Source organism: candidate division KSB1 bacterium (assembly GCA_034521575.1).
Lineage (GTDB): Bacteria > Zhuqueibacterota > Zhuqueibacteria > Residuimicrobiales > Krinioviventaceae > JAXHMJ01.
This window is the reverse complement of the sequence record JAXHMJ010000001.1, coordinates 386,842-408,179: the sequence shown is the minus strand read 5'-3', so window position 1 is coordinate 408,179 and position 21,338 is coordinate 386,842. Positions and strand designations below refer to the sequence as shown.

Genomic DNA, 21,338 nt, shown 5'->3' with positions numbered 1-21,338 from the left:
GCGAGTCAAATAGTCTATTCATCGGCAATAGATCAGCCTGTTATTCTCCTTCGCCTGCGGGAGCTCTTCTCTGGCCCAATTGTGCATCCAGCATCAACAAGCCCTGTCCGGACGTTCCGATACGGTCCAGTTTGTCCAGAATGCTGTTCATCGTCGCTTCTTCTTCAACCTGTTCAGTGACATACCAGTCGAGAAACGTCTTGGTGGCGTGGTCGTTCTCTTTCAGCGCCAGATCAATTAGTGAATGGATTCGACCGGTGACGTATTTTTCATGTTCAAAAGATAGCGTAAATATCTCTTTGACATCTTTGAACTCGGCTTTTGGTTTTTCGATGGCATCCAGGATAACACGGCCGCCCTGCTCATTGACATAGCCGTAAAATTTCATGGCATGTTCAACTTCTTCCTGAGCCTGGGCCTTCATAAAGTTGGCCATGCCGTCCAGACCGTCCGCTTCCAGAAAAGATGCCATGGATAAATAGAGATATGATGAATATAATTCTTTATTAATTTGTTCGTTTATTGCTTTTTCCATCTCTTTTGAGATCATGAGGGGTCTCCTTTGTTGTTCACGACAATAGAGTTGCTAAAAGATAATTATTATTTATTAATTTGCAAATCTTTATTTATTTGATTCAGAAAAATATTAAAAGATTCAAAATTATTGAAAAAAACGCGTCTGACCGCTTGAAGATTTTGCTTTTTTCGCGCCAAGATCGTATATTTACAGAAAAAACGACAATGGTTGTGTGAATAAATTTAAAACGATAATCCTTTCTTTGATCTGGCTCTGTATCCTGTGTCTTGAACTGATTGTATGGAACGTAACCATACGTAGCGGGCTTTTTAGTGTCAATGCAGTGACGGATATGGGCGCCAGCTTGCTTTCCGATGTGATCTGGATTCCTGTGGCGCTGCTGCTTCCGTTCATTGCGGTTGGGCTGATCAGTAAACAGCGTCCGATCCCGGTCAAAATGCTTCTGTATGCGCTTGCTGTTTGCATTGCGCTGGCCGGCCTCTTGTACCTGCCGACATTTTTCAGATACCTGTTTGTTTTACTGATTTTATATTTCGTCATTCTCTTGTATTCTGCATACAGGGAAAGTCTATCCGTTCATCATTTATTTTATACGCTGGTGGTGCTGTGTTTGGTTTATCATTATAATACTCAGCTGCTTCCTCCTGTCAAACCGGATGCAAAAGCACCTCAGAATCTAAGAGTGATGAGCTGGAATATCGGTATGGATGCAGAGCGGATGGAATCCGAGCAAATGGTCGGGTTTATCAGGCGAGAAAATCCGGATATAATCTGCATCCAGGAATTTCAAACCGGGCAGCGTCGTGTATTCGTTGACCAATTATCCGATCAATATCCCTATCAGAAATGGTCAAGACGTGTGTCGGATTATGGTGGCGGCGCCATTTTGTCCCGTCTCCCGTTTCTTCATTCCGAGCTGGTGAGCATTAATTCAGAGTACGACCCGGACAGCCCGATCACCATTACGCATGCCTCGGTCAGCTGGCGTGACAAACAAATTGATGTGTATAATTGCCATTTACATCACAGTGCCAATTATCTCCTCGAACAGTTTATGGGCAAACGGGACTTTAAGTTGTATAATCATGACGCTCAAACCGGTTACATGCGTCACCGCGACGAGGCTCGTCAGCTGGCTTCCAGGTTATTTCCGGTGGAGCGGCCCTTAATTGTCACCGGGGATTTTAACGATACCCCCAACAGTTGGGTCTATCAATTGTATTCAAAATATTTAAAGAATAGTTTTGCGTCCGCCGGGTGGGGGTTGGGAACTACTTTTGCAGAATATCGTATAACCGACAAAGTGCCTGTACCCGTCAAAGCGGAAAAAATCAACATTTTGCGTATTGACCATATTTTTTATTCTCATGATTTTCAGGCTTTTGAAACGCAAGTATACAATACGGTTGAATCCGGGCATAAACCCCAAATTGTGACTCTGGTGCCTTTGTTTTAAGCTGTCGGTAGTGAGGGGTACAAATATTTTACAATTTTTTCAGGCCAACGGCATACTATGTGCTATGTGATATGACTCTATTATCTCTTTTTGAATGCGATTAATTGACTGGAGCCTAAAATGGCAAACAAATTATTATTATTATTAATATTATTATCACCGTCTCTGCTTGCCGCCCAGGTTTCCATCGGCGGCGGCAAAGGATTGATGCGGATTTACGAAGCGGATGCCATCGAGTATGGCCGGTTTTACACAAGTTCGGTTTTTCAGGGCTATGCTACGCAGCTGAATACAGAGTCATCTCTCAGCGAATTGTATACCTGGCACCTGGGTTTTTCTCTCGGTCTGCCTTATGCAACCGAAGTTTTTCTTCATGTGATCCCGTATCATGATGATCAGAGGCATATTTTTGCACCTCCCGGAGATACAAAAATCGGTTTAAAGCATACCCTGGCGCAGCCAACCCCTTTATTTTCTCTGGCTGCCGCAGGGTATCTGGAGGCTCCAACAGCCGCAATCCACCCGATTCCCTTTGAACCGTATAGCGAAGACGGACTGGGATGGGCGATGCTTACAGCGGCTTCCTTTAATTTTAAAGAATCCAATTTGAATATACCGCTTAAATTGAGTTTGAATTTGGGCTATAAGGATCATAATATAAGCAATGATGTGTTTGCCGGCATCACGGATCAATTGATAGGCGGACTGGCTGTCAAATACGCTGTGAAAAAAGTATTGATTTACAGTGAACTGAGCGGCGAATATTTTTTCAATAAAACAGACCTGCCCGCATCTTATAACTCGGTTCGATATACCCAGGGTGTAAAATTTTATGGACCTTACCAGATTCTCTTTGATGTGGCCGGGGATATTGATCTTTCGCAGTCTAAACGGAAAGCCGGCAATCAGTCACATCGGTTTTACGAAGATTATGCAGACTGGCGAATTATGTTTGGAATGACCTATTCTTTTCATTTATTTTATAAAAAAAACATCCAGGAACTGGAACGCGAACAGCTCAAAGAACAAAATATCAACGAAATTCGGCGGCAGCGGCAGGACATCAACAAAGAACTTGAAGAATATCGCAAAAAACTGGAAAAAGAAAAGGAAAAAGATCTCCCGTTTTAATGCAGAGGGTGTCATTTTAGGGCATGAAAAAGAGAATAAACATTAGGGTTGCAGTGTATTGCCTGGTTTTCCTGACCGGCGTGGTTGAATTGCAGGCTCAGGAAACACAACAGGCTCAGGTGGAAAAAGTATCGAACAAGATGTTTTTTCAGGCCCTGCAGCTTTATAAAGAAATGAAATTCTGGGATTGCGCACGTGAACTTTCCATTCTACTCGATTTTAATCCGGGTTATTCACAGATGGATCATGCTCTGTTGATGCTGGGCAATTGTCTGTATGAAGTGAATCTGCATGAAGGCGCAGAACGGATTTACAAGTTTATGCTGCGAAAACATGTAAAAAGTGAGTATTTGCCGGAAGCCATTCTCGGTATCGAACGAATTCACTATGACCGGGGCAATTATCGTTCCTGTATCGAATATTTTAAAATTCTGCGTCGATCCAATCCGGCTCAACGCATACTCAATTACGCTGGTTATTATGCCGGTCTGGCCTATTATCATCTGGGAGATTATCCCGCCTGCAATGAAACGCTGGAGCTGGCGAATTCAACGAGCCCCTATTATGAACATACGCTTTATACCCGGGGCGTCTCTTTGCTGCAAATGAAAAATATCGAGCAAGCACTCGAAATATTGCGCGTCCTCTCGGAAATGCCACCCACTGATGACGAACGCCAGTCTATTCTGGATGAGACCCATCTTACCCTGGGTTATGTCTATTATGAAATGGGGTACTTTAAGGATGCTCTGTCTCATTTTCGGACGGTCAGTCCCAGTAGCAGCAAGCACCCTGATGCCCTGCTCGCGGCAGGATGGACAGAGGCCAATCAAAAAAACTGGAACAAAGCCGCTTCCCTGTTGACGCTCCTGTACAATAATTATGAAAACAGCCCTCAGACCAGCGAGTGCCTTTTTCTGCTGGGACGCTGTTATTTGAAACTGGGGAAATATGACAATGCCGTTGAAATCTATGAATATCTCATTGAACATCATCAGGACTTGCAGTCATCCGCGCACCGGGATTCCCTGCAGAAGGAGCTGCTGTTTGAGAAACAGCGGATCCAGAAACGCAAAATGGAGCTGCTGTCCCTGGAATCCAAGCTGGTCAAATCAATTTATAATCAGTCCGAAAATTCTTACAGTCCGTTTGAACAGCGGAAAGGCAACATGACCAGCACCCATTTTCAGTTGTTTCGCGATATTGAACGTGAGCGCAAGGAAATGAACCGCCTGGAGCAGGAAATCGATCAGCTAAAACAGCAAAGCCGACCGGTTAAGAGTGAACATAACTGGATTGCCTATGCAGAGTATGGTATCACCCGGGCCAAATTTCTGAAACGTCAAACATTACGGCACCAACAATAATTATGATCAAATTCGTGACCCGACATCGTTTCACCCTTTTAGTATGCTGTCTGTTCTCCGGCGGTTTTCTGTATGCTCAGGAGAGCGGGGTGGTCAATGCCATGATTGAGGAGGCGGGAGGTGATCCGAGTCATCTGGAGCAGATCATTAACGAACACGAAACGTTAATTGAAAAATATCCGGACGGGGCGTTCGTCCCGACCGTGATGTATCAACTGGCTGAACTGTATTCAGAACGCTCCAGGTGGCTGTACGAGCAGGAAATGCAAAATTATGAACGCAAACTTGAGCAATACGACCGTGGTGAGCGAAACACTGAACCAGATATGCCCGTCAGACGCATTGAAAAAACAGTCTACTATTGTCAGACTCTGTTGGACTCGTTTCCGGACATTGCGTTCGCCGACCGTGTTATGTATACACTCGGCATTACCTTTCTTCAGGGCGGCAACCCGCAAAAGGCGCAGGAGACGTTTTCACAGCTGGTGCAACAGTTTAAAGGATCCGATTTGGCGCTTGAAGCCCGGTTCCGGATCGGCGAGTATTATTTCAATAAACGTGATTTTAAAAATGCCATTGTGCATTATAAAAACCTGCTGCAGCAATGGGATAATCCGTATTTTGACATGGCCTTGTATAAATTGGGGTGGTCGTATTATAACCTGGAGCGTTATCCGGATGCCATCAGTTCATTTTTGACGCTCATTCAGGATCTGGAGATGCTGGAGCGGGTGGAATCTCAGGAATTAAACGTACCCAAGACAGATCTTCGTTCGGAAGCCATCTATTATATCGCCAGCGCGTTCACCGAGTACGCCGAGCCCTCCACAGCCGGAAACTTTTTAAAATCTTTAAAAAACCGGCCTTTTACACAGCCTATTCTACAAACCATGGCCGGTTTGTATGAACAGCGGACATTCTATCTGCGAGCGGTGCAAACCTATGAGATTATTTGTGATTTTTATCCTTATGATCCCGAGCTTTCGCAAATTTACGCCGCTATCATTCAGAATTATGAAAACGCCGGGGATATCCAACAGGCCAACCGAGTCCGCCGTTCTGCGATTGATCTTTTCGGCCCGGGCGGTGAATGGTCGAGCCATTATGCGTCGGATTCGCTGTATGAGCACGGAATGGCGGTGGCCCGAAAACACCTGGTGTATCTCGGCACCTACTACCAGTCTTTGGCCTCCCGAACCGGTGAAAAACAGAATTATCATTCAGCGATTGATCTGTACACCGAATATATCGATGCCTTTCCGGACCAGGCCAATACTGATACCCTGCATTATTATCTTGCAGACTGTCATTATCAGCTTGATGATTCTGAAAAAGCTGCGGAAATTTACAAGACGGTGGTTGACCTTTACCCGGATTCGCGCTTTCGCGAAGAAGCTGCGTTCAACCGCATTCTGGCGCGTGTAGACGCCCTGCATCAGGATGAAGAACAGCCGCCGTTCATCACACGAATCGTCAATTTTCTCGCCACACCGGACACCCTGTCCATACGGGTGTCGTATGAGTCCGATGCTCAGCTGCTTCAGGCCTGCAATGAATTTATTCTCCTGTATCCGGCCAGTGACTGGGTGGATCAGGTGTATATGAAATTCGGGGAAACTCTGGCGTCGCTCGACCAGCATTTAAAAGCAGTGCAGGTCTACAATCAAATCATACAGGAGGGCAGTTCACCGTATCTGGTGACCGCATATATGAACGCCGGACACGCTTATTTCAAGGCCAAAGAGTACAACAAGGCCGAAAAAATGTTTGATAAAGTATCGGTATCCGATTCCACGGACCGTGCCAGGCAGGCCTCTCAGATGGCGGCCTCGGCAAAATTTAAAAAAGCCGATCAGCTCAGCCGGCAGGGACATTATGTGCAGGCCGGTGATCTGCTTTTGTCCATTGCAGAAACCTCGAATGACAGTGTGTTTCAGGAACGTGCGCTTTACAATGCCGCCGTACAGTATCAGAATGCCAATCGAAAGAGCATGGCCGCCAGACTGTACGAACGCCTGCAGCGCGAGCATTCCTCCTCATCCATGGCGGACAAAGCGCTGTATCAGGCCGCTGTTCTGCATGAAGAACAAAAGGACTGGATATTGTCCGCATCCGATTTGATCCGGCTTGTGGACCGCTACCCCGATTCCCCGTTTAATGCGGAATCTTTGAAAAAAGCCGGTCTGCATTACGAAAATTCCGGAAATCTGGCTGCCGCTCAAACGGTGTATCAACGCTATGCGGAAACCTTTCCTGACCGGGTGGAGAGTGTAGAGTTTTTATACAAAAGCGGACAAATGGCGTACCAGCGGTTTCAATATCCCCGGGCGCGCCAATTGTTTCAACGGGTCATCGCGGCTTATCAAAACGGCCGGAATGCTGATATTTACTATGTGGCCGCATCTCAATTTATGCTTGGAGAGATGTTGTTTGAAGATTATAAAAAGCTCAATATAGAGCCCCCGTTAAAGACAAATCTTGAACGCAAAACCGCCAGTTTTCAGCATGTATTAGAGGCCTACACCGGAGCGGTACAATACCAGGTGGCGGAATGGACCACCGCTTCACTGCATCGGGTGGGTATGGCGTTTGAAGAACTGGTGCGGGCGTTCGAAGAATCACCGTCTCCCATGCATTTGGATGAGGAACAGCAGAAACTCTACCGGTCGAGGCTCCGGCAGTCGGCGTTTCCGTACAAGGAAAAAGCTCTGCAGGCGTTCCAAAAGAATGTGAGTCAAGCTGAAGCCAACCAGATCAACAATATCTGGGTCAAACGCAGCCGCAGCCGAATAAAAGAATTGACGCTTGAAATTAATTCACAATCTATATCCAGCAATGATCCCTGAGGCAGGTATGTACACCAGAACAATGATTGTTTTTCTGTTTATCATGATAAACGCGCTTTCGGCGCAAACGTTGACAGACAGCGCCCGGCCGGACTCGCTGTCGGCAAGTGATTCACTGGCCACACATCCGGATGTAACCCGGGATGACACGCGCCTGTTTATTGATAAAATTGAGGTCAAGGGAGAACTGGAAAAACCCCAGGCTGTTTTTTTTCTGCCGGGCCAGACGCCTGAAATTGATGATATCAACATAGAACGGTCTTTTTTTAATGAAATTTTTCGCCCGATTGATAAACAGTCGGTGGTGGAAACCAAATACATGTCCCCGGGTACACAGATCCGCCGGGATGTGATAGAATGGTAATGATTTTTAAACGCGGAGGTTTAATTTGCAAAGCATAATCAGATTTTTTTCCCAGGGCGGTCCTGTCATGTTTATCATTCTGTTCGCCCTGCTTCTGGGATTGGTCATCATTATTGAACGGTTGATCGTAATCCGGTTCAAAAATCGAATTGATTCGGATACCTTTATGAACCGGGTGGGTGAGTTGTTGAAAAACGGCGATGTTAAAGGCGCTATCCAGTACTGCAATCAGTCTTCTGCGGCCCTTCCCACTATCGCCAAAGAAGGCCTGATGGCAAGCCACAAATCCCCGAAAGATATTCAAAACGCTCTGGAAGTCGCCGCCATGGTGGAAATGCCCAAATTGGAAAAACGCACGCATTATCTGGCCATGATTGCCAATGTCGCCACACTTTTGGGCCTACTTGGAACGATTCTGGGATTGATCAACGCCTTTGCCGCGGTTGCACATGCGGACGCAGCGGATAAAGCGGCGCTTCTGACCGCAGGCATTTCGATCGCCATGAACACCACGGCGTTCGGGATCATCACCGCCATTCCCTGTTTGATCGGATATACCTTTATCCTGGAAAAAACCAATGAATTAATTGACGAGATTAACGAAAAAGTTGCAAGATTGTACGCGTTCCTGACATCGAGGAATTCATGAATCTGAAACAGACCCTGAACCGTAAGCTGCGCGGACACGTTCGCGATGCGGATGTGAATTTGACGGCGGTGATGAACATTTTCCTCATTTTGATCCCGTTTCTGCTGCTGACAGCCACGTTCGTCCGGATTGCCGTGCTGGAACTGTCTCTTCCGAACCTGGATCGCTCCGGAGAGGCCCGGGCCACATCCAGGCCGGCTCAACCGGCTGTGCTCAATATTTTATTGATCCATCCGGATCATCTGCAGATAAAAAGCCCGGATTTAAAGTTTGATCCCATCCCCCAAAAAAATGGCAGCTATGTGTGGTCTGAACTCAGGATGCAGCTGGATCAGGTTAAGGAAAAATATCCGGATATTGATGACTTTATCATCTCTCCGGAAGACAACATCGAATATCATATAATTATTACTGTTATGGATAATTGTAGGCAAGCCGGATTTCCAAATATTTCCATTTCCGGTTAGGACAGGTGAAAGCAAATGGATATTGAAAGAGACAGCACATTAAAACTGGCCACAGGCACCAAACGCCTGGGCCGAGGCACGTTCGGGTTGCGATTGACGTCCATGATCGATATGTTTACGATCCTGTTGGTCTTTTTACTGAAAAGTTACAGCGCTGAAGGCCAGATCATGACCATCACGCCGGACCTGCGCCTGCCGGAATCGACATCTCAGCAGGCGCCCACCACCATGTCGGTCATCGCCATCACCCAGGAGTGGATTCTGGTTGATGGACGGCCGCTTCAAAGACTCGACGCCGTATTATCCGGTGAAGAGCTGGTGCTTTCGTCGCTGCAGGACGAACTGCTTCGTCTGCGCGAAATGACCGAAGGCATTGGTAAAATGTCTGCAAACATGCAGGGATTCCGCGGCTCGATAGCGATACAGGGTGACCGGAATATTACATTTGATCTGCTGAAACGTATCATGCTGACATGCGGACGCGTGGGATACAACAATATGCATCTTGCCGTCCTGGAAAAAGAATGATTAACCGATTGAAATAAATGGCAAAACCGAAACACAATCATATCAAAGTTGTTATTCAGGACTCGGGAGGTGAGGTTGAACACATCCTGCGTCCGAACGATGCGTTGACGGTCGGCAGGACACCGAACAATGATGTGCTGGTGTACGATCATCGGTATCCGCGCTCGCAGTCTCTGATTCATCTGAAAAAAAATCAGTGCCATATCCTATTGCACCCGGCTATGGGCGGGCATTTGCGCTACCGGGAGTCCGAAATCTCGCTGCAAAGCCTGATTATCCAGGATATTCTGCCCAAAGAAAAGGGAATGTATCAGCTCAAAGTGGAACCCGGACATACCGGTACGCTGCAGGTGGGAGATAAACAGGTTCATTTTCAATATGCATCTGCGCCGGCCCGTACGCTTTTCTATCATGATTTTTCCTGGCGCTCGGCGGCGCGCAAAGCTCTGTTGAGCGATGGAATTTTTAAACTGTTGCTGATTCTCTTTCTGGCGTTCGAAGGCTGGTGGGTCTGGCATATCAATCATACGGAATTGCCGCCCGAAGAACCGCCGCAATCCCAACAGGCTCAAAAACGTTTTGCCCGCTTTATGATTCGTGAACAGCAGCCGGAACCGGAAACCCTTGCCAGCTCGCAAACCGGACAGCAGAGTTCCGCTGCAGCTGAGGAACAGGAAGCTGCCTCCGGAGAACAGTCCGAAGAACGGCGCTCCGGCAGACAATCAGAGTCATCCGCAGGATCCGATCAGACGGTGGAATCCGCCGGACTGCTGGGGCTCATCGGCGGTTCCGGCGCTTCCCATCAGTCCAGCCAGGCTGTAGATTTTTTAATTGATAAAGGGGTGGCTGAAAATCTGGATAAAGTCATGCAGACCCAGCGGCTGCAAACGGGCAAACGCATCGGCTCCGGTAGCGGAGACGGGACCGGAAGCGGCGGTGATATGGATGCACTTGATGAGCTGCTTGCCATGGGCGCTGCCGGTGATGTGGACGATATCATGTCATCCAATTCGGATATTGAAAGCGTAGAGCTGGAGAAAAAAGGAGAGATCAACATACAGTCTCCGCAGAGCATGCGCGGCTCTTCTCAGGCCAGAGCCGACCGCTCGGCACAAAACGTAATGTCTGTTATCAATGCCCAGCATGGCCGCATTATGTATGCGTACAACAAATACCTGCGGCAGGAGCCGTCGCTCGGCGGTAAAATCTCTCTGGATGTGACCATTGAGGCATCCGGACGGGTCAGTCAGGTACAGATTGCAGAAACGTCGATTTCCAATCAGTCTTTTATCACCGAAGTGATCGGCATTATTAAACGCCTGCGCTTCAAACCGATCACCAGCGGTTCGGTCACTGTGAATTTACCGTTTGTTTTTCATCGGCAAAGTTAAACGGGATAGCGCTTATTTGCATGAAACCTGTCGAATTTCAGGTTCAAATCATTTCAATCTCTAATGCTTCCATCACCCGGTCAATCGGATTGAAAAAACTCAGTGTATCCGATCCGGCCATGAGCAGTCCCGCCGCCCGGTTCTGTTCATCCACCAGCAGCGAACCGGAATCTCCGCCTTTTGATAGAGCCCAGGTTGCCAGCTGACCATCAAAAAATGCACGATGACGGCCATACGTGACCTCGGTTTCTGTATCGATCAGAACGATTTCCGATTGTGTTAATCCAGTGCGGCAGCCGCTTTTTTTAACCGCATCTCCGGCGGTCAGTTCCGCCGTACCCGCACAGCACCCATGTCCCTGATTTCGTCTTTCAGCATATCCTCGCTCAAAGGCCGAGCCACTGCCGCATCCACGAAATTGATTGGTTTGTTATAAACCGCTTTTAACCGGGTTTGGCAGCCAATCAGGACGGCCGGTGCGTTCAGCACGGCGGCCATGCATCTGGCAATTTTACATTCAGACGGGCTGCCCGTACTGGCGGCATCTGTTTGAAAATACAGCGGCACAAAACGCACCAGATGCGCAAGAGTATCCTCATCCGGTTCTCCGCCGTCGGCATCTCCCGGCTGCAGGATAAGGTCTCCGGGTTCCGCATTGTTGTGATCGGCCAGCACGTGATTGCAGGACAAAATCAGCCGTTCACCCGTGGCGGCATCGCGCACCACGGCGCCCAGGGTGCCGAATGCCACATTCGGATGACCGATACTGATCCCGCCTTCAGCCGGTCGCAGGCGCGTCCGGCGGCCGGACTGTGCAACCACCTGACCCGCCTGAATCACATCCGTTTCGATGCCGTTGATGCGTTTTGGAATCCGGTTGCGCCGCGACAACTCGCTCTCGCGTTGCTTGCGGCTTACCAAAATCACCAGACTGGGCTTGTCGGTTTTTTGTCCGCCGGTGTGCTTGAACCCCACTCCCATGCCTGTGATATTTTGTTTGCGGTAAAGCGCTCTGGATTTGCGTTTTAATTTTGAAATATCTTTAAATGTGGCCATTTGCACCCCTGACTGTTGCTCAATCCTGTTATTTGTCGTTTAAATGATACTCAACGCCGCCGAAAAATGCAAGGAAATTAATAAAAATATTGATTTTCAGGCTGGAAATCATAACATTAGGGTTCTGAACAAAACAAGAGAACTATAATGCCCCTACGCAAACTGACTCGAATTGTCGTTTTATTAACGCTGACTTTGATTATTCAGTTGTTCGGATTGCCGCAATTGATCACCGGTCCGCTGATCAATATGATGCTGCTCATTACGGCGTTGATTTTGGACCCCCTGAGTGGAATCCTTCTCGGAATGCTCACACCGCTGGTTGCGTTGTTTCGCGGTCAGCTGCCGCCACTGCTGGCGCCGATGGTTCCCTTTATTATTGTCGGTAATGCGATTTGGGTGGGAGTGTTTGCGCTCATTCGGCCGTCCGTCAACCGGAATTTATTGTCCTCAGTGCGAACCTGGATTGCGCTGCTGACCGCCGCACTGCTGAAAACCCTGTGGCTGTTTGCCACCGCGCGTTTTCTGCTGCCGCTGCTGCTGGGCAAACATCTACCGGACGCATTGATTGCAGCCATGTCCTTTCCCCAGTTTATCACAGCTGTTGCCGGAGGTGCCTTTGCGCTGGCGCTTTACAACCTGCTCTATTCCCGGGTTGGTCTGCGCGGATCCGGGTGATGTTTGCAAGGTTACGGCAGTACGGTGATGTCGCGTTTTGCAATTCCGACTTTATCAGAATGCTCGTCTTTAATTCTCAGACCCAGCGTATAATCACCGGGTTCTAAAGACAATGTGATGATGTTGCGCGCCTGCCCCAGTTTCCGCAGTTCAGCCTCGTCTGCCCGCGTGACCTGACAGGGCAGGCTTTGATCGGTCACCATTTCAAACTCATCATCATACACCACAACATGTTCCACATACTGAATATGTGCCGCCTTGTTCATTTCCACCCATGCCATCTGATCAACCGGAAATGAATAGGATACGGTAACACCGTTCGGGGCCGGAACTTTTTCCTCGAGTGTCACGTCCACCAGATCGAAATGGCGGTTCAGATCAAAGAAAAATCGGGGAGTAAATATATATTTTTCATAGAGATCTTTAAGCGAGATGCTGCTGCGTTCCATATCTTTTCGGGACATGCCGCGATATTTATGAATGAAAATACCCCGCCCGAAAATATTGGTTACAGACAAACGCACATAAAAGCTGATCTGATCCATGCGATTGTATTCCCAGATCTCTCCGTCCTGCACTTTTAGCCGGGTGTCCGGCGGACCGTATTTGATCAGCAGTTCGCCGCGCGCATCCCAGGGTGCATAAAAAAAGTCGTCCAGTTCATCATAATAACTGAACCGCTGATGCGCCTGAAGCACTCTGACATTGAATTCCTGCCTGGCTTCATTTTCCAGAGTGGTCAAGGTCGGATCATGATGCCGCCAGTACAGATCGATCAGGCGTTTTTGTGCCTCCATCGGTTTCTGATACAGAGTATCAAAGGCTTCATCCGATAAGACATGCCACATTCCAAACAAAGTCAATTCATGCCGGCTCCAGGTGTTTGCGTTTTTCACCAGCTGCTTGTACTGACGAAAGCGGTCTTCCGGAAAATAGACAATTTGGTCTCTGGGAGACCGGCGGTTGTTTGGTGTCGGGCGTTTGTCTGTTTCATTATTAAACTGCCGTACAAGGGCTTTCGCCTGTTCATCGCGATCCTTATATACCTTTAAAACCGGTAGCGCCCGGCGGTCCCCCTGTCTTCCCACGGCCAGTGCCGCCTCTAATCTGATATCCGGGTCCTGGTTGCGCAGGTGATTGTACAGGAACGATTGATACTCTGATTGCTCATATTGGCTTTCGGCAATCAGAATCTGGTGTTCGACGGCGTCATCGGTCCAGGGACTTTGCGGAAACGTATCAGACAGCCGGCCGAATATTTCAAATGCCTTGTCAGGGTTTCCCCGGTTTTTATAACAAAAGCCCAGCCAAAACATAACCTCTTCGGTATAGGCGCTTTCCGGGTGAGCATTGAGAATGTTCTGATATGTCTGCACCGCCTGATCCCACTGCTGATCGAAACGCTGTTTTTTTGCGGTATTCAGCATGTTTTGAACCGATGCCGGGTGCAAAGGTCCCATGCCCCCGCATAAGATGATTATCAAAATCACGAGTCTGTTTCTCATCGCGCTGCCTCTTAAATATTAGGGATATCGGAGTAACCCAGCTCATCCCGGAGCCGGTGAGTTTCATCGATCAAACCGGTTTCCCGAATCATGGCTTTTAATTCGTTAAACGTTGTCCGTATTTGTTGCGGATCCCGATTGGTTAGTTCCATGCATATCATTTCCAGTTGGTTGACAAAGCGGATAAACTGTTTGTCTGTTTCCTGCTGCAATACCGGCTGAATGCGTCTGCTTTTATCAAGCACGGAGCGGGCCAGCTGCCGGTCAAAGCTTAACACGTGTTCCGGCATCTCGACCGAACTGCGGTCCAGGGCAAGCAGAAGAATTTCGGACTCGACCAGGTATTCGCTCACCAGAGGCGTGTATGACTGCACGGAATAATCCGATTCGGCGCGCTGCGGTAGTGAATCCGGTGCATACCAGGCGCGCCCGATAAAAATGCCGATGACGACAAGCGCCGTGGCATAAACGGTTTTCCGGATCCACTGCTTTGGGTTCATGATCTGCTTCAGTGTGTCACGGAGTGGGCGATGCGCCGGAACGCGTTGCGATAATTGCCGGTTCAGTTCGCGGCCAAAGTCAGAAATCAGTGATGGCGGTAATTTTGGGTGCGGGCTTTCAGTGAGCTGCCGGTGGGCGGTCAGTATATTTGAGTGAATTTTTTGACACGCCCGGCAGGACTCGAGGTGCGTTCGCATTTCCTGTTCCTGTCCGGGATTTAGCGTCCCGTCAATATAGGATAAAATCCATTGATTGTAACGGCATGTGTTCATGTTGAGGATCCCTCAAAATAGTCTTTCATGTGCTGAAGCGCCCGGAATACATGCGTTCGCGCCGTGGCCTGGGAGCAGTTGAGTATATCTGCAATGTCTTTATAAGATTTGTCATGAAAATATTTCAACACCGTTGCGGTTCGCTGCTGTTTTGACAAGTGCTGCATGGCTTTGAAAATGCGTTTGTGCTGTTCTTTGTTCTCCTGGCGCTGTTCGTATTCCTGGGCCGGAGTTTCTGTATGAGCGTCTGATTTTAATAATTTTGTTGCGCTCAGGGGGTCGGTTTTCCGGCGTTTTTTGCGGCGCGTTTCATCCAGCGCTACATTGACAGCAATGCGGTACAGCCACGTTGAAAACCGGCTGTCCTGTTTGAACCGCGAGATGTTTTCAAACGCACGGATAAACGCTTCCTGAGCCGCGTCTTTTGCCTCATCATAATCACCCAGAACATGGTAGGTTAAAGCCAGAATAGGGGTTTGATACAGGTTCACCAGACGGTCAAAGGCCTTACGGTTGCCTTGTTTTGCTTTGATGACCCATCTATTTGCTTCTTTATCATCCGGCTTCATGACCTGTTCCATATCTGATGGACACATTATTAAGACGTTTTTCAATCAAATCTGTTTACACGATTGTTTTTCTTTATTGTCATCCCGACACAATATACGCAGAAATCTGTTTAGCTTTCAACTAAAAAGTGAATTGCAATTTAGGTGGGCAAAATACAACAGTACGTACTATGGTATGTACTGAATACGCAGCCGCTGCCTTGACTTTTTCTTTGATTCTTTCTTCCTTTTTCCTATTTTCATGATTCGCTGATCACACACGAGGCCATGATGAAATTCTTAATACTGTTTTTCATTCTCCTTGACGCCGCCCTGCTGCCGGCGCAGAATCTGTTGACCAATCCCGGATTTGAGGGTGGAATGAACGGCTGGAACGAATTGTGGACGCGCGAGCCAGGCGCCGGACAGGCCGCAATTGTCGAAAAGCATGTCTACACCGGAACACATGCGCTGCACATCGAACATTGGGGAGAAAAAGACTGGTCGTTTGAACAGTCTAAAAAAATTTCAGCCAACCCCGGAGAAATATACGACTTTTCAGCCCGGATTCTGGCGGTCCAGCTGCGGGACTGGGCGGAACTTTCCGTCATCCTATATGATGAACAGCAGAACGTCCTGAACTGGGCGCATGGGTCCCGGTATTTTGAATCCGGCGAGACTTATTCTCTGTTTTCATCGCGGTTTGTTATTCCGGAGAACGTGGCGTGCATCCGGGCCCGCTTTATCGGCGCCGGCACCTGCGAGCTTTATATTGACGAGGTATCCCTGCAGCTTCAGGGCGCCTTGCCGGATGAAATGCAGTATAGCCTGGAGAACGATCATTTAAGCGTTAACCTCACCGTTCCGTCAATGGCTTTGGATATCATCGACAAGGACATCAATCAAACCTATGAATTTTCAGGGGTGAGCGACTGGATTGTGAGCCAGGTGGATTCGGCTGCGGATTCTCTCGCCATTCATGCCACCCTGTTATCATCCGACCTCGAAGTCATGCTCTCCCTGCACCTCCGGGATAAAACCATTGCGTTCAAATGCGCCGGTGACTCTGCTGCTTTGCTTAATTACCATTATGATTTTCCCGGATTTGCAACGAGTCGGGACAACGATTACCTGGTCATCCCCTGGGCCGCGGGTATGCTGTTGCCGGTGCAGGAAGAGTTTCCGTTCTGGGAGTTCAGTCTGTATGACTGGAAAGCCACGATGGGATTTGCCGGAGTGACCAATCTGGAAAACGGTTATATGCTGTATACACAGGATCCCTGGGATACGATGATCCGCAGTTTCAAACCGCAGGACAGTAACTTTTCATCCTTACAGATGCGGCACCTGCCTGTCAAGGGCACCTTTGGGTACACTCGTCACTTTTATCTGTCTTTTTTTGCCTCCGGCGGGTATGTAAGCATGGCGCAGCGCTACCGGTCATTTGCCGAACAGCAGGGATATGTCAAACCGTTTTCCGAAAAAATGTATAACAATCCGAACGTTGCAAAACTCGAGGGGGCGGTCGATTTCTGGGCGCTGCACCCGCAGTTCCGGTCCCCGGCATTTATCGACTCGCTGCTGCTCTTTGGCATGGACCGGGGCATCATCTCGCTCGGCGGCGGCTGGAACAATGAAACCGATCTCACCGATGTTATTCAGCATATTAACAACCACGGACTTTTATCCAGCCGCTATGATATTTTTACGGACGTCTGGCCGCCGACCCACCCGGAGAAAGACTGGTACCGCACGGACGGCTATCCCGAAGATGTAATCGTCAACCGCGACGGATCGCTACGCGAGGGCTGGCTGGCGTATCTGGACGACGGCACGCCGTTTCAGGGCTATTACACCTGTTCGGCTACGCATCCCAATTACGCGCATCAGCGCCTGACGGACGATCTGGCGGAAAATTTGTATAATGCCCGGTTTATTGACGTGGAACTGGCCTCGGCACTGGTTGAGTGCTATTCAACAGTACATCCTACAACACGTCGCCAGGACGGCCGCTGCCGCGTTCAGGCGCTGAACGTGGTAAAGAACGAATTCAATCTGGTCACCGGCAGCGAAGAGGCGCGCGATTTTGCCTTTCCGGTGGTTGATTACGGCGAGGGTACCCTGTCCATTATGCCGTCGGACCATGCCGGTTACGACTGGGCCACACCGGTCACGGATCCCGGCGATGAGTTTATCGATTACAATATGAACCCGGCGCGCCGCATCCCGCTGCACGGACTGGTGTATCACGATGTGCATGTGCCCACCTGGTACACCGGTGACGGCCTGTCCAAAGTCCCCGAATACTGGCTCGACAAAGAACTGTACAATATCCTGTACGCCTCCATGCCGCTGATCATGCCGCCGTCGCCGCAGTACTGGCGGCAGCATCGCGAACGCTTTATCACCAGCATGAACCTGGTGTCCGCGGTCACGCGCTCTTGCGGATTTGCGGCTATGACCGCACACGACTTTTTGTCCGCGGACAAGCGTCTGCAGCGCACCCGAATCCGAGTAACGGTTGGCGGGTCATGGTCAATTTCAGTGATGAGCCGGTGACAACCGAGGGCCATACACTCTCTGCAAAAGGATTTTTCGCAACGAACGGCGACGAACGCGTGTACCGGATTAGATCAGAATCCGGCGCCGCACTGGCCGCAGCTGAACTCAGGGACCGGCTGTTCATTCAGCCGCAGGCATTCACGGCTGAACTGCACGGTGTGCGCACCGCCGGATCGGTATTGTTGCGCAAACGGGACTCTGATATTCTTATGACGCTTATCGGGGATCAGGCGTATGTGGATATATGTGCGGCTGAGCTGCCCTGGCCGCTTGAGAATATCCAGGTTTCCGGCGTGTATTCCAGCATATCCCCTGATGTTGAAACGCTTGCGAACGGGTATCACCGTATCTCCAAAACTGAAACTGAAATGTTTTACCGGCTGCAGGGTGACTTCAACAGCGCGGTGCAGTCGCCTGAGAATGGAAATTCTGATTTAATGTTGAACGTATCGCCGAATCCATTCAATCCGCAGACCGTTATTGGCTATATCCTGGATTCACCGCAGCACATCTCTCTGCGAATTTATAATATTCTCGGACAACAGGTTGCCATTTTGGTTGATGCCCGGCGCAGGGTCGGTGTGCACAAAGTAACCTGGGACGGCTGTGATTCGCAGGGTCATCAGCTCGGCGCCGGCTTGTATCTCGTCGAACTTGCAGCCGGAACCCGGCGGCGGACGCAGAAAATACTATTGATGAAATAAAAAGGAGGCATTATGAGATATTTGATTCCGGGAGTCATGCTGTTGGCTCAGCTCTTGTCTGCGCAAATCATAGTTGATCACCATTGCACGGATATCACACAAATACCGCAGACAGCCATCGAATCTGCAAAAGACTCTCTGCACATTGTCTACGGACACACCTCGCACGGCAGCCAGATCACCGACGGTATGCAGGGCCTGGTCGAATTTGCCAACAACGGCGGCAAGGGCCTGAATCTGGCTAAAGACATCTTTGCCTTTAACAGCGGCGGTGCGCTTGATCTCGAGCAAGGCGACGGCTATGGCGACGGGTGGATGGATCATGACTGCGGCTATTATCCGGACTGGGTCAATGAGACGCGCGAATACCTGGAACATGAATCGCATGCGGATGTGAACGTGGTCATGTGGTCCTGGTGCGGACAGGCCTCATGGTATTCAGAAGAGCAGATGAACACGCAGTACCTGCAGCCCATGACGCAGCTGCAACAGGATTATCCGCAGGTGACGTTCGTGTACATGACCGGTCACGCTGACGGCAGCGGCGAATCCGGAAATCTGCATCAGCGCAATCAACAGATTCGTCAATACTGCGAGCAGAACGGCAACGTCCTGTATGATTTTTACGATATCGAATGTTATGATCCGGACGGCGTGTATTACGGCGATCAAAATGTGGACGACGGCTGCAACTATGACGGCGGTAACTGGGCGACCGAATGGCAGAATGCGCATACCGAAGGGGTGGACTGGTACAACTGCGGCGCGGCGCATTCGCAGCCGCTGAACGCCAATCAAAAGGCCTACGCCGCCTGGTGGCTGTGGGCGCGGCTGGCAGGCTGGCACGGCTCTTCAGACGACAGCACACCGCCATCGGTTCCCCAAAGCCTGAGCGCCTCTGCGGTCAATGAAACCCGCGTGGATCTGTTCTGGGACGCCGCAGCAGATGCGGAATCCGGTATTTTGCATTATCGCGTTTATCGGCAGGACAGTCTGATTCAAACCCCAACAGACACGGCCTGTTCGGATACATCCTGTATTCCTGGTATGAGCTACGCCTACCGGGTGAGTGCGGTCAACAGCGCTGGTTTAGAATCAACTCGATCCGCTCCGGTACCGGTGACCCTGCCGTCCGATACACAAGCGCCGAGCGTGCCGGCTAATCTGATGGCGGTAGCGGTGTCATCCAGTCAGATTGATCTGACATGGAGCGCTTCTTCCGACAATACCTCAGTGACCGGCTATGTCGTGTACCGCGACGGAACCGGGATCGGACAAACAGAGGCAACAGCGTTTTCAGATACCGGACTCTCCCCGGCCACCACCTATGTCTATCAGTTGCGGGCGCACGATGCCGCGGATAACACCTCCGCTCTCTGTGGTCCCGTGAACGCAACAACACTGAATACAACACAGGAAACACACAACCTGCATCTGGAGACAACGGACGAGGTGGATGACAGCTTTATCTTTGCAGATGATCCGATGGACATTACGGCGATGAACCGTATGTAGATCAAATCGACCGGTTTGTGATCAAATTCAATCTGCCACCGCAGCTGTCCGGCCAACAGATCCTGTCCGCGAAAATCGGATTTTACGTCTGGAATCAGCAGAACTATCACCCGGGCGACATGCTGCGGATTTATTGCCTGAATCGTGACTGGGATGAGACTCATGTCACCTGGACGCAGGCTACAGATTCAGAAACATGGGACACCCCGGGCGGGGATTGCCGGTTTGATTCGCTTGTTGCTGAAATTCCGCATCAGGCTGGATCGGAGAACTGGGATCACACGTTTTATCCGGAGGCCGATATCACATCGCTGGTTCAGCAATGGACGGACGGCGCAAGGGCAAACTGCGGTCTGATGGTGATGAATGGCGGAGACACGCAAATCGGTTTCAAAGCCTCTGAATACAACGAACACCAGCGGCCGTATCTGGATATCACCTATACGGAAAAAACCGCATCGCATGTGGATGAATCGAAAACTCCCCGACAATCCATTTTGTGCAGCAATTATCCGAATCCATTCAATCCCCGCACCACCCTTTGTTTTCAGGTGCCGCGGGAACAGCTTGTGGATTTGAGCGTGTATGATATGCAAGGCCGGAAAATCCGTACGCTGGTCGCGGAAAAAATGATGCGCGGCATGCACAGAGTTATATTTGATGCTGTCGATCTGCCGAGCGGTGTTTATGTGTTTGCACTAAAGTCAGCAGAACAGCTGGTTACGGGCAAGATGCTGTTGTTGAAATAAGTCAGTTGCATTTTTTCTTTGAAATCAATTCAGGTTTATTTACATTTCTATATGCGATTAATAAGGAGTATACAAAATGAGACAGGTTGTACTTTATCAAGGAGAGGACGGCTTTTGGGTGGCAGAATGTCCAAGTCTTTCCGGATGTGTGAGTCAGGGTGAAACAAAAGAACAGGCCATTCAAAATATCAAAGAAGCGATCGAAGGTTATATTTCTGCTTTAAAAGAGGATGATCTGCCTGTGCCTGAAGAACGGTTTGAAACGATGCTCGTTGCCGTATGAGCGAATTACCAACAATATCAGGTCATGATTGCATCAAGGCATTAAAAAAAGCCGGGTTTTATTTTAAACGGCAGCATGGTAGTCATATCATTTTACGCAAAGATGATCCCTTTTCGCAGCTATTTGTTCCAAATCATAAAGTCTTAGATAGGGGAACGTTAAGGGCTATTATCAGGCAAGCTAATATGACCATTGATGATTTTGTTCATTTATTGTAACCAGGCGTAC

At 49.3% G+C, this 21,338-nt stretch carries 21 protein-coding genes; 16 read left to right on the top strand and 5 right to left on the bottom strand.

Going from position 1 to position 21,338, the window contains the following annotated elements; translation table 11 throughout:
- Window positions 1-40 precede the first annotated feature (40 nt).
- The gene (locus U5R06_01885; GenBank protein MDZ7721590.1) at window positions 41-550 is read right to left on the bottom strand and encodes a ferritin; all 510 of its coding nucleotides are present in this window, start codon (window positions 548-550) and stop codon (window positions 41-43) included.
- 199 nt (window positions 551-749) lie between these two features.
- Here U5R06_01885 and U5R06_01880 point away from each other — a divergent pair, with 199 nt between their 5' ends.
- From U5R06_01880 to U5R06_01840, 9 genes are all read left to right on the top strand, one after another.
- Entirely contained in the window at window positions 750-1,994 is a 1,245-nt protein-coding gene (locus U5R06_01880; GenBank protein ID MDZ7721589.1) for an endonuclease/exonuclease/phosphatase family protein, read from the top strand.
- Between the two features lie 120 nt (window positions 1,995-2,114).
- Window positions 2,115-3,125 (top strand): hypothetical protein, encoded by a 1,011-nt coding sequence (locus U5R06_01875; GenBank protein ID MDZ7721588.1) that lies wholly within the window; start codon window positions 2,115-2,117, stop codon window positions 3,123-3,125.
- Window positions 3,126-3,148: 23 nt separating this feature from the next.
- Entirely contained in the window at window positions 3,149-4,492 is a 1,344-nt protein-coding gene (locus tag U5R06_01870; protein MDZ7721587.1) for a tetratricopeptide repeat protein, read from the top strand.
- 2 nt (window positions 4,493-4,494) lie between these two features.
- On the top strand, window positions 4,495-7,338 hold the full coding sequence (locus U5R06_01865; protein ID MDZ7721586.1) for a tetratricopeptide repeat protein: 2,844 nt from the start codon (window positions 4,495-4,497) through the stop codon (window positions 7,336-7,338).
- 7 nt (window positions 7,339-7,345) lie between these two features.
- Entirely contained in the window at window positions 7,346-7,702 is a 357-nt protein-coding gene (locus tag U5R06_01860; GenBank protein ID MDZ7721585.1) for a hypothetical protein, read from the top strand.
- Window positions 7,703-7,727: 25 nt separating this feature from the next.
- The gene (locus tag U5R06_01855; GenBank protein ID MDZ7721584.1) at window positions 7,728-8,351 is read left to right on the top strand and encodes a MotA/TolQ/ExbB proton channel family protein; all 624 of its coding nucleotides are present in this window, start codon (window positions 7,728-7,730) and stop codon (window positions 8,349-8,351) included.
- The gene (locus U5R06_01850) at window positions 8,348-8,818 is read left to right on the top strand and encodes a biopolymer transporter ExbD (protein MDZ7721583.1); all 471 of its coding nucleotides are present in this window, start codon (window positions 8,348-8,350) and stop codon (window positions 8,816-8,818) included. Before U5R06_01855 ends, U5R06_01850 begins: the two co-directional genes overlap by 4 nt.
- A 15-nt stretch (window positions 8,819-8,833) precedes the next feature.
- Window positions 8,834-9,346 carry a biopolymer transporter ExbD gene (locus U5R06_01845; protein MDZ7721582.1) on the top strand — a complete coding sequence of 171 codons (513 nt, stop codon included), beginning with the start codon at window positions 8,834-8,836 and terminating at the stop codon, window positions 9,344-9,346.
- 17 nt (window positions 9,347-9,363) lie between these two features.
- Window positions 9,364-10,737 (top strand): AgmX/PglI C-terminal domain-containing protein, encoded by a 1,374-nt coding sequence (locus tag U5R06_01840; GenBank protein MDZ7721581.1) that lies wholly within the window; start codon window positions 9,364-9,366, stop codon window positions 10,735-10,737.
- A gap of 324 nt (window positions 10,738-11,061) precedes the next feature.
- Here U5R06_01840 and U5R06_01835 read toward each other — a convergent pair whose 3' ends face one another.
- Window positions 11,062-11,793: a hypothetical protein gene (locus U5R06_01835; protein MDZ7721580.1), complete on the bottom strand. Its 732-nt coding sequence runs from the start codon at window positions 11,791-11,793 to the stop codon at window positions 11,062-11,064.
- A gap of 147 nt (window positions 11,794-11,940) precedes the next feature.
- Between U5R06_01835 and U5R06_01830 the strand changes: the two genes are divergently transcribed.
- Entirely contained in the window at window positions 11,941-12,471 is a 531-nt protein-coding gene (locus tag U5R06_01830; GenBank protein ID MDZ7721579.1) for an ECF transporter S component, read from the top strand.
- A gap of 11 nt (window positions 12,472-12,482) precedes the next feature.
- Here the strand turns inward: U5R06_01830 and U5R06_01825 are convergent, their stop codons facing one another.
- Genes U5R06_01825 through U5R06_01815 form a run of 3 tightly spaced genes read right to left on the bottom strand, consistent with a single transcriptional unit; the run spans window position 12,483 to window position 15,318 of the window.
- The gene (locus U5R06_01825; GenBank protein ID MDZ7721578.1) at window positions 12,483-13,976 is read right to left on the bottom strand and encodes a tetratricopeptide repeat protein; all 1,494 of its coding nucleotides are present in this window, start codon (window positions 13,974-13,976) and stop codon (window positions 12,483-12,485) included.
- 11 nt (window positions 13,977-13,987) lie between these two features.
- Window positions 13,988-14,749, bottom strand: coding sequence for a zf-HC2 domain-containing protein (locus U5R06_01820; GenBank protein ID MDZ7721577.1), 762 nt, complete (start codon window positions 14,747-14,749; stop codon window positions 13,988-13,990).
- On the bottom strand, window positions 14,746-15,318 hold the full coding sequence (locus U5R06_01815) for an RNA polymerase sigma factor (protein MDZ7721576.1): 573 nt from the start codon (window positions 15,316-15,318) through the stop codon (window positions 14,746-14,748). The genes U5R06_01820 and U5R06_01815 overlap by 4 nt, the downstream gene beginning before the upstream one ends.
- Before the next feature lie 267 nt (window positions 15,319-15,585).
- Here U5R06_01815 and U5R06_01810 point away from each other — a divergent pair, with 267 nt between their 5' ends.
- From U5R06_01810 to U5R06_01785, 6 genes are all read left to right on the top strand, one after another.
- A complete protein-coding gene (locus U5R06_01810; protein MDZ7721575.1) occupies window positions 15,586-17,856 on the top strand; it encodes a glycoside hydrolase in 2,271 nt (756 codons plus the stop codon).
- A complete protein-coding gene (locus tag U5R06_01805; GenBank protein ID MDZ7721574.1) occupies window positions 17,829-18,563 on the top strand; it encodes a T9SS type A sorting domain-containing protein in 735 nt (244 codons plus the stop codon). Before U5R06_01810 ends, U5R06_01805 begins: the two co-directional genes overlap by 28 nt.
- Window positions 18,564-18,575: 12 nt before the next feature.
- Window positions 18,576-20,078 (top strand): fibronectin type III domain-containing protein, encoded by a 1,503-nt coding sequence (locus tag U5R06_01800; protein MDZ7721573.1) that lies wholly within the window; start codon window positions 18,576-18,578, stop codon window positions 20,076-20,078.
- Between the two features lie 17 nt (window positions 20,079-20,095).
- Entirely contained in the window at window positions 20,096-20,827 is a 732-nt protein-coding gene (locus U5R06_01795) for a DNRLRE domain-containing protein (GenBank protein MDZ7721572.1), read from the top strand.
- 76 nt (window positions 20,828-20,903) lie between these two features.
- Window positions 20,904-21,110, top strand: coding sequence for a type II toxin-antitoxin system HicB family antitoxin (locus U5R06_01790; GenBank protein MDZ7721571.1), 207 nt, complete (start codon window positions 20,904-20,906; stop codon window positions 21,108-21,110).
- On the top strand, window positions 21,107-21,328 hold the full coding sequence (locus U5R06_01785) for a type II toxin-antitoxin system HicA family toxin (protein ID MDZ7721570.1): 222 nt from the start codon (window positions 21,107-21,109) through the stop codon (window positions 21,326-21,328). Before U5R06_01790 ends, U5R06_01785 begins: the two co-directional genes overlap by 4 nt.
- Window positions 21,329-21,338 lie beyond the last annotated feature (10 nt).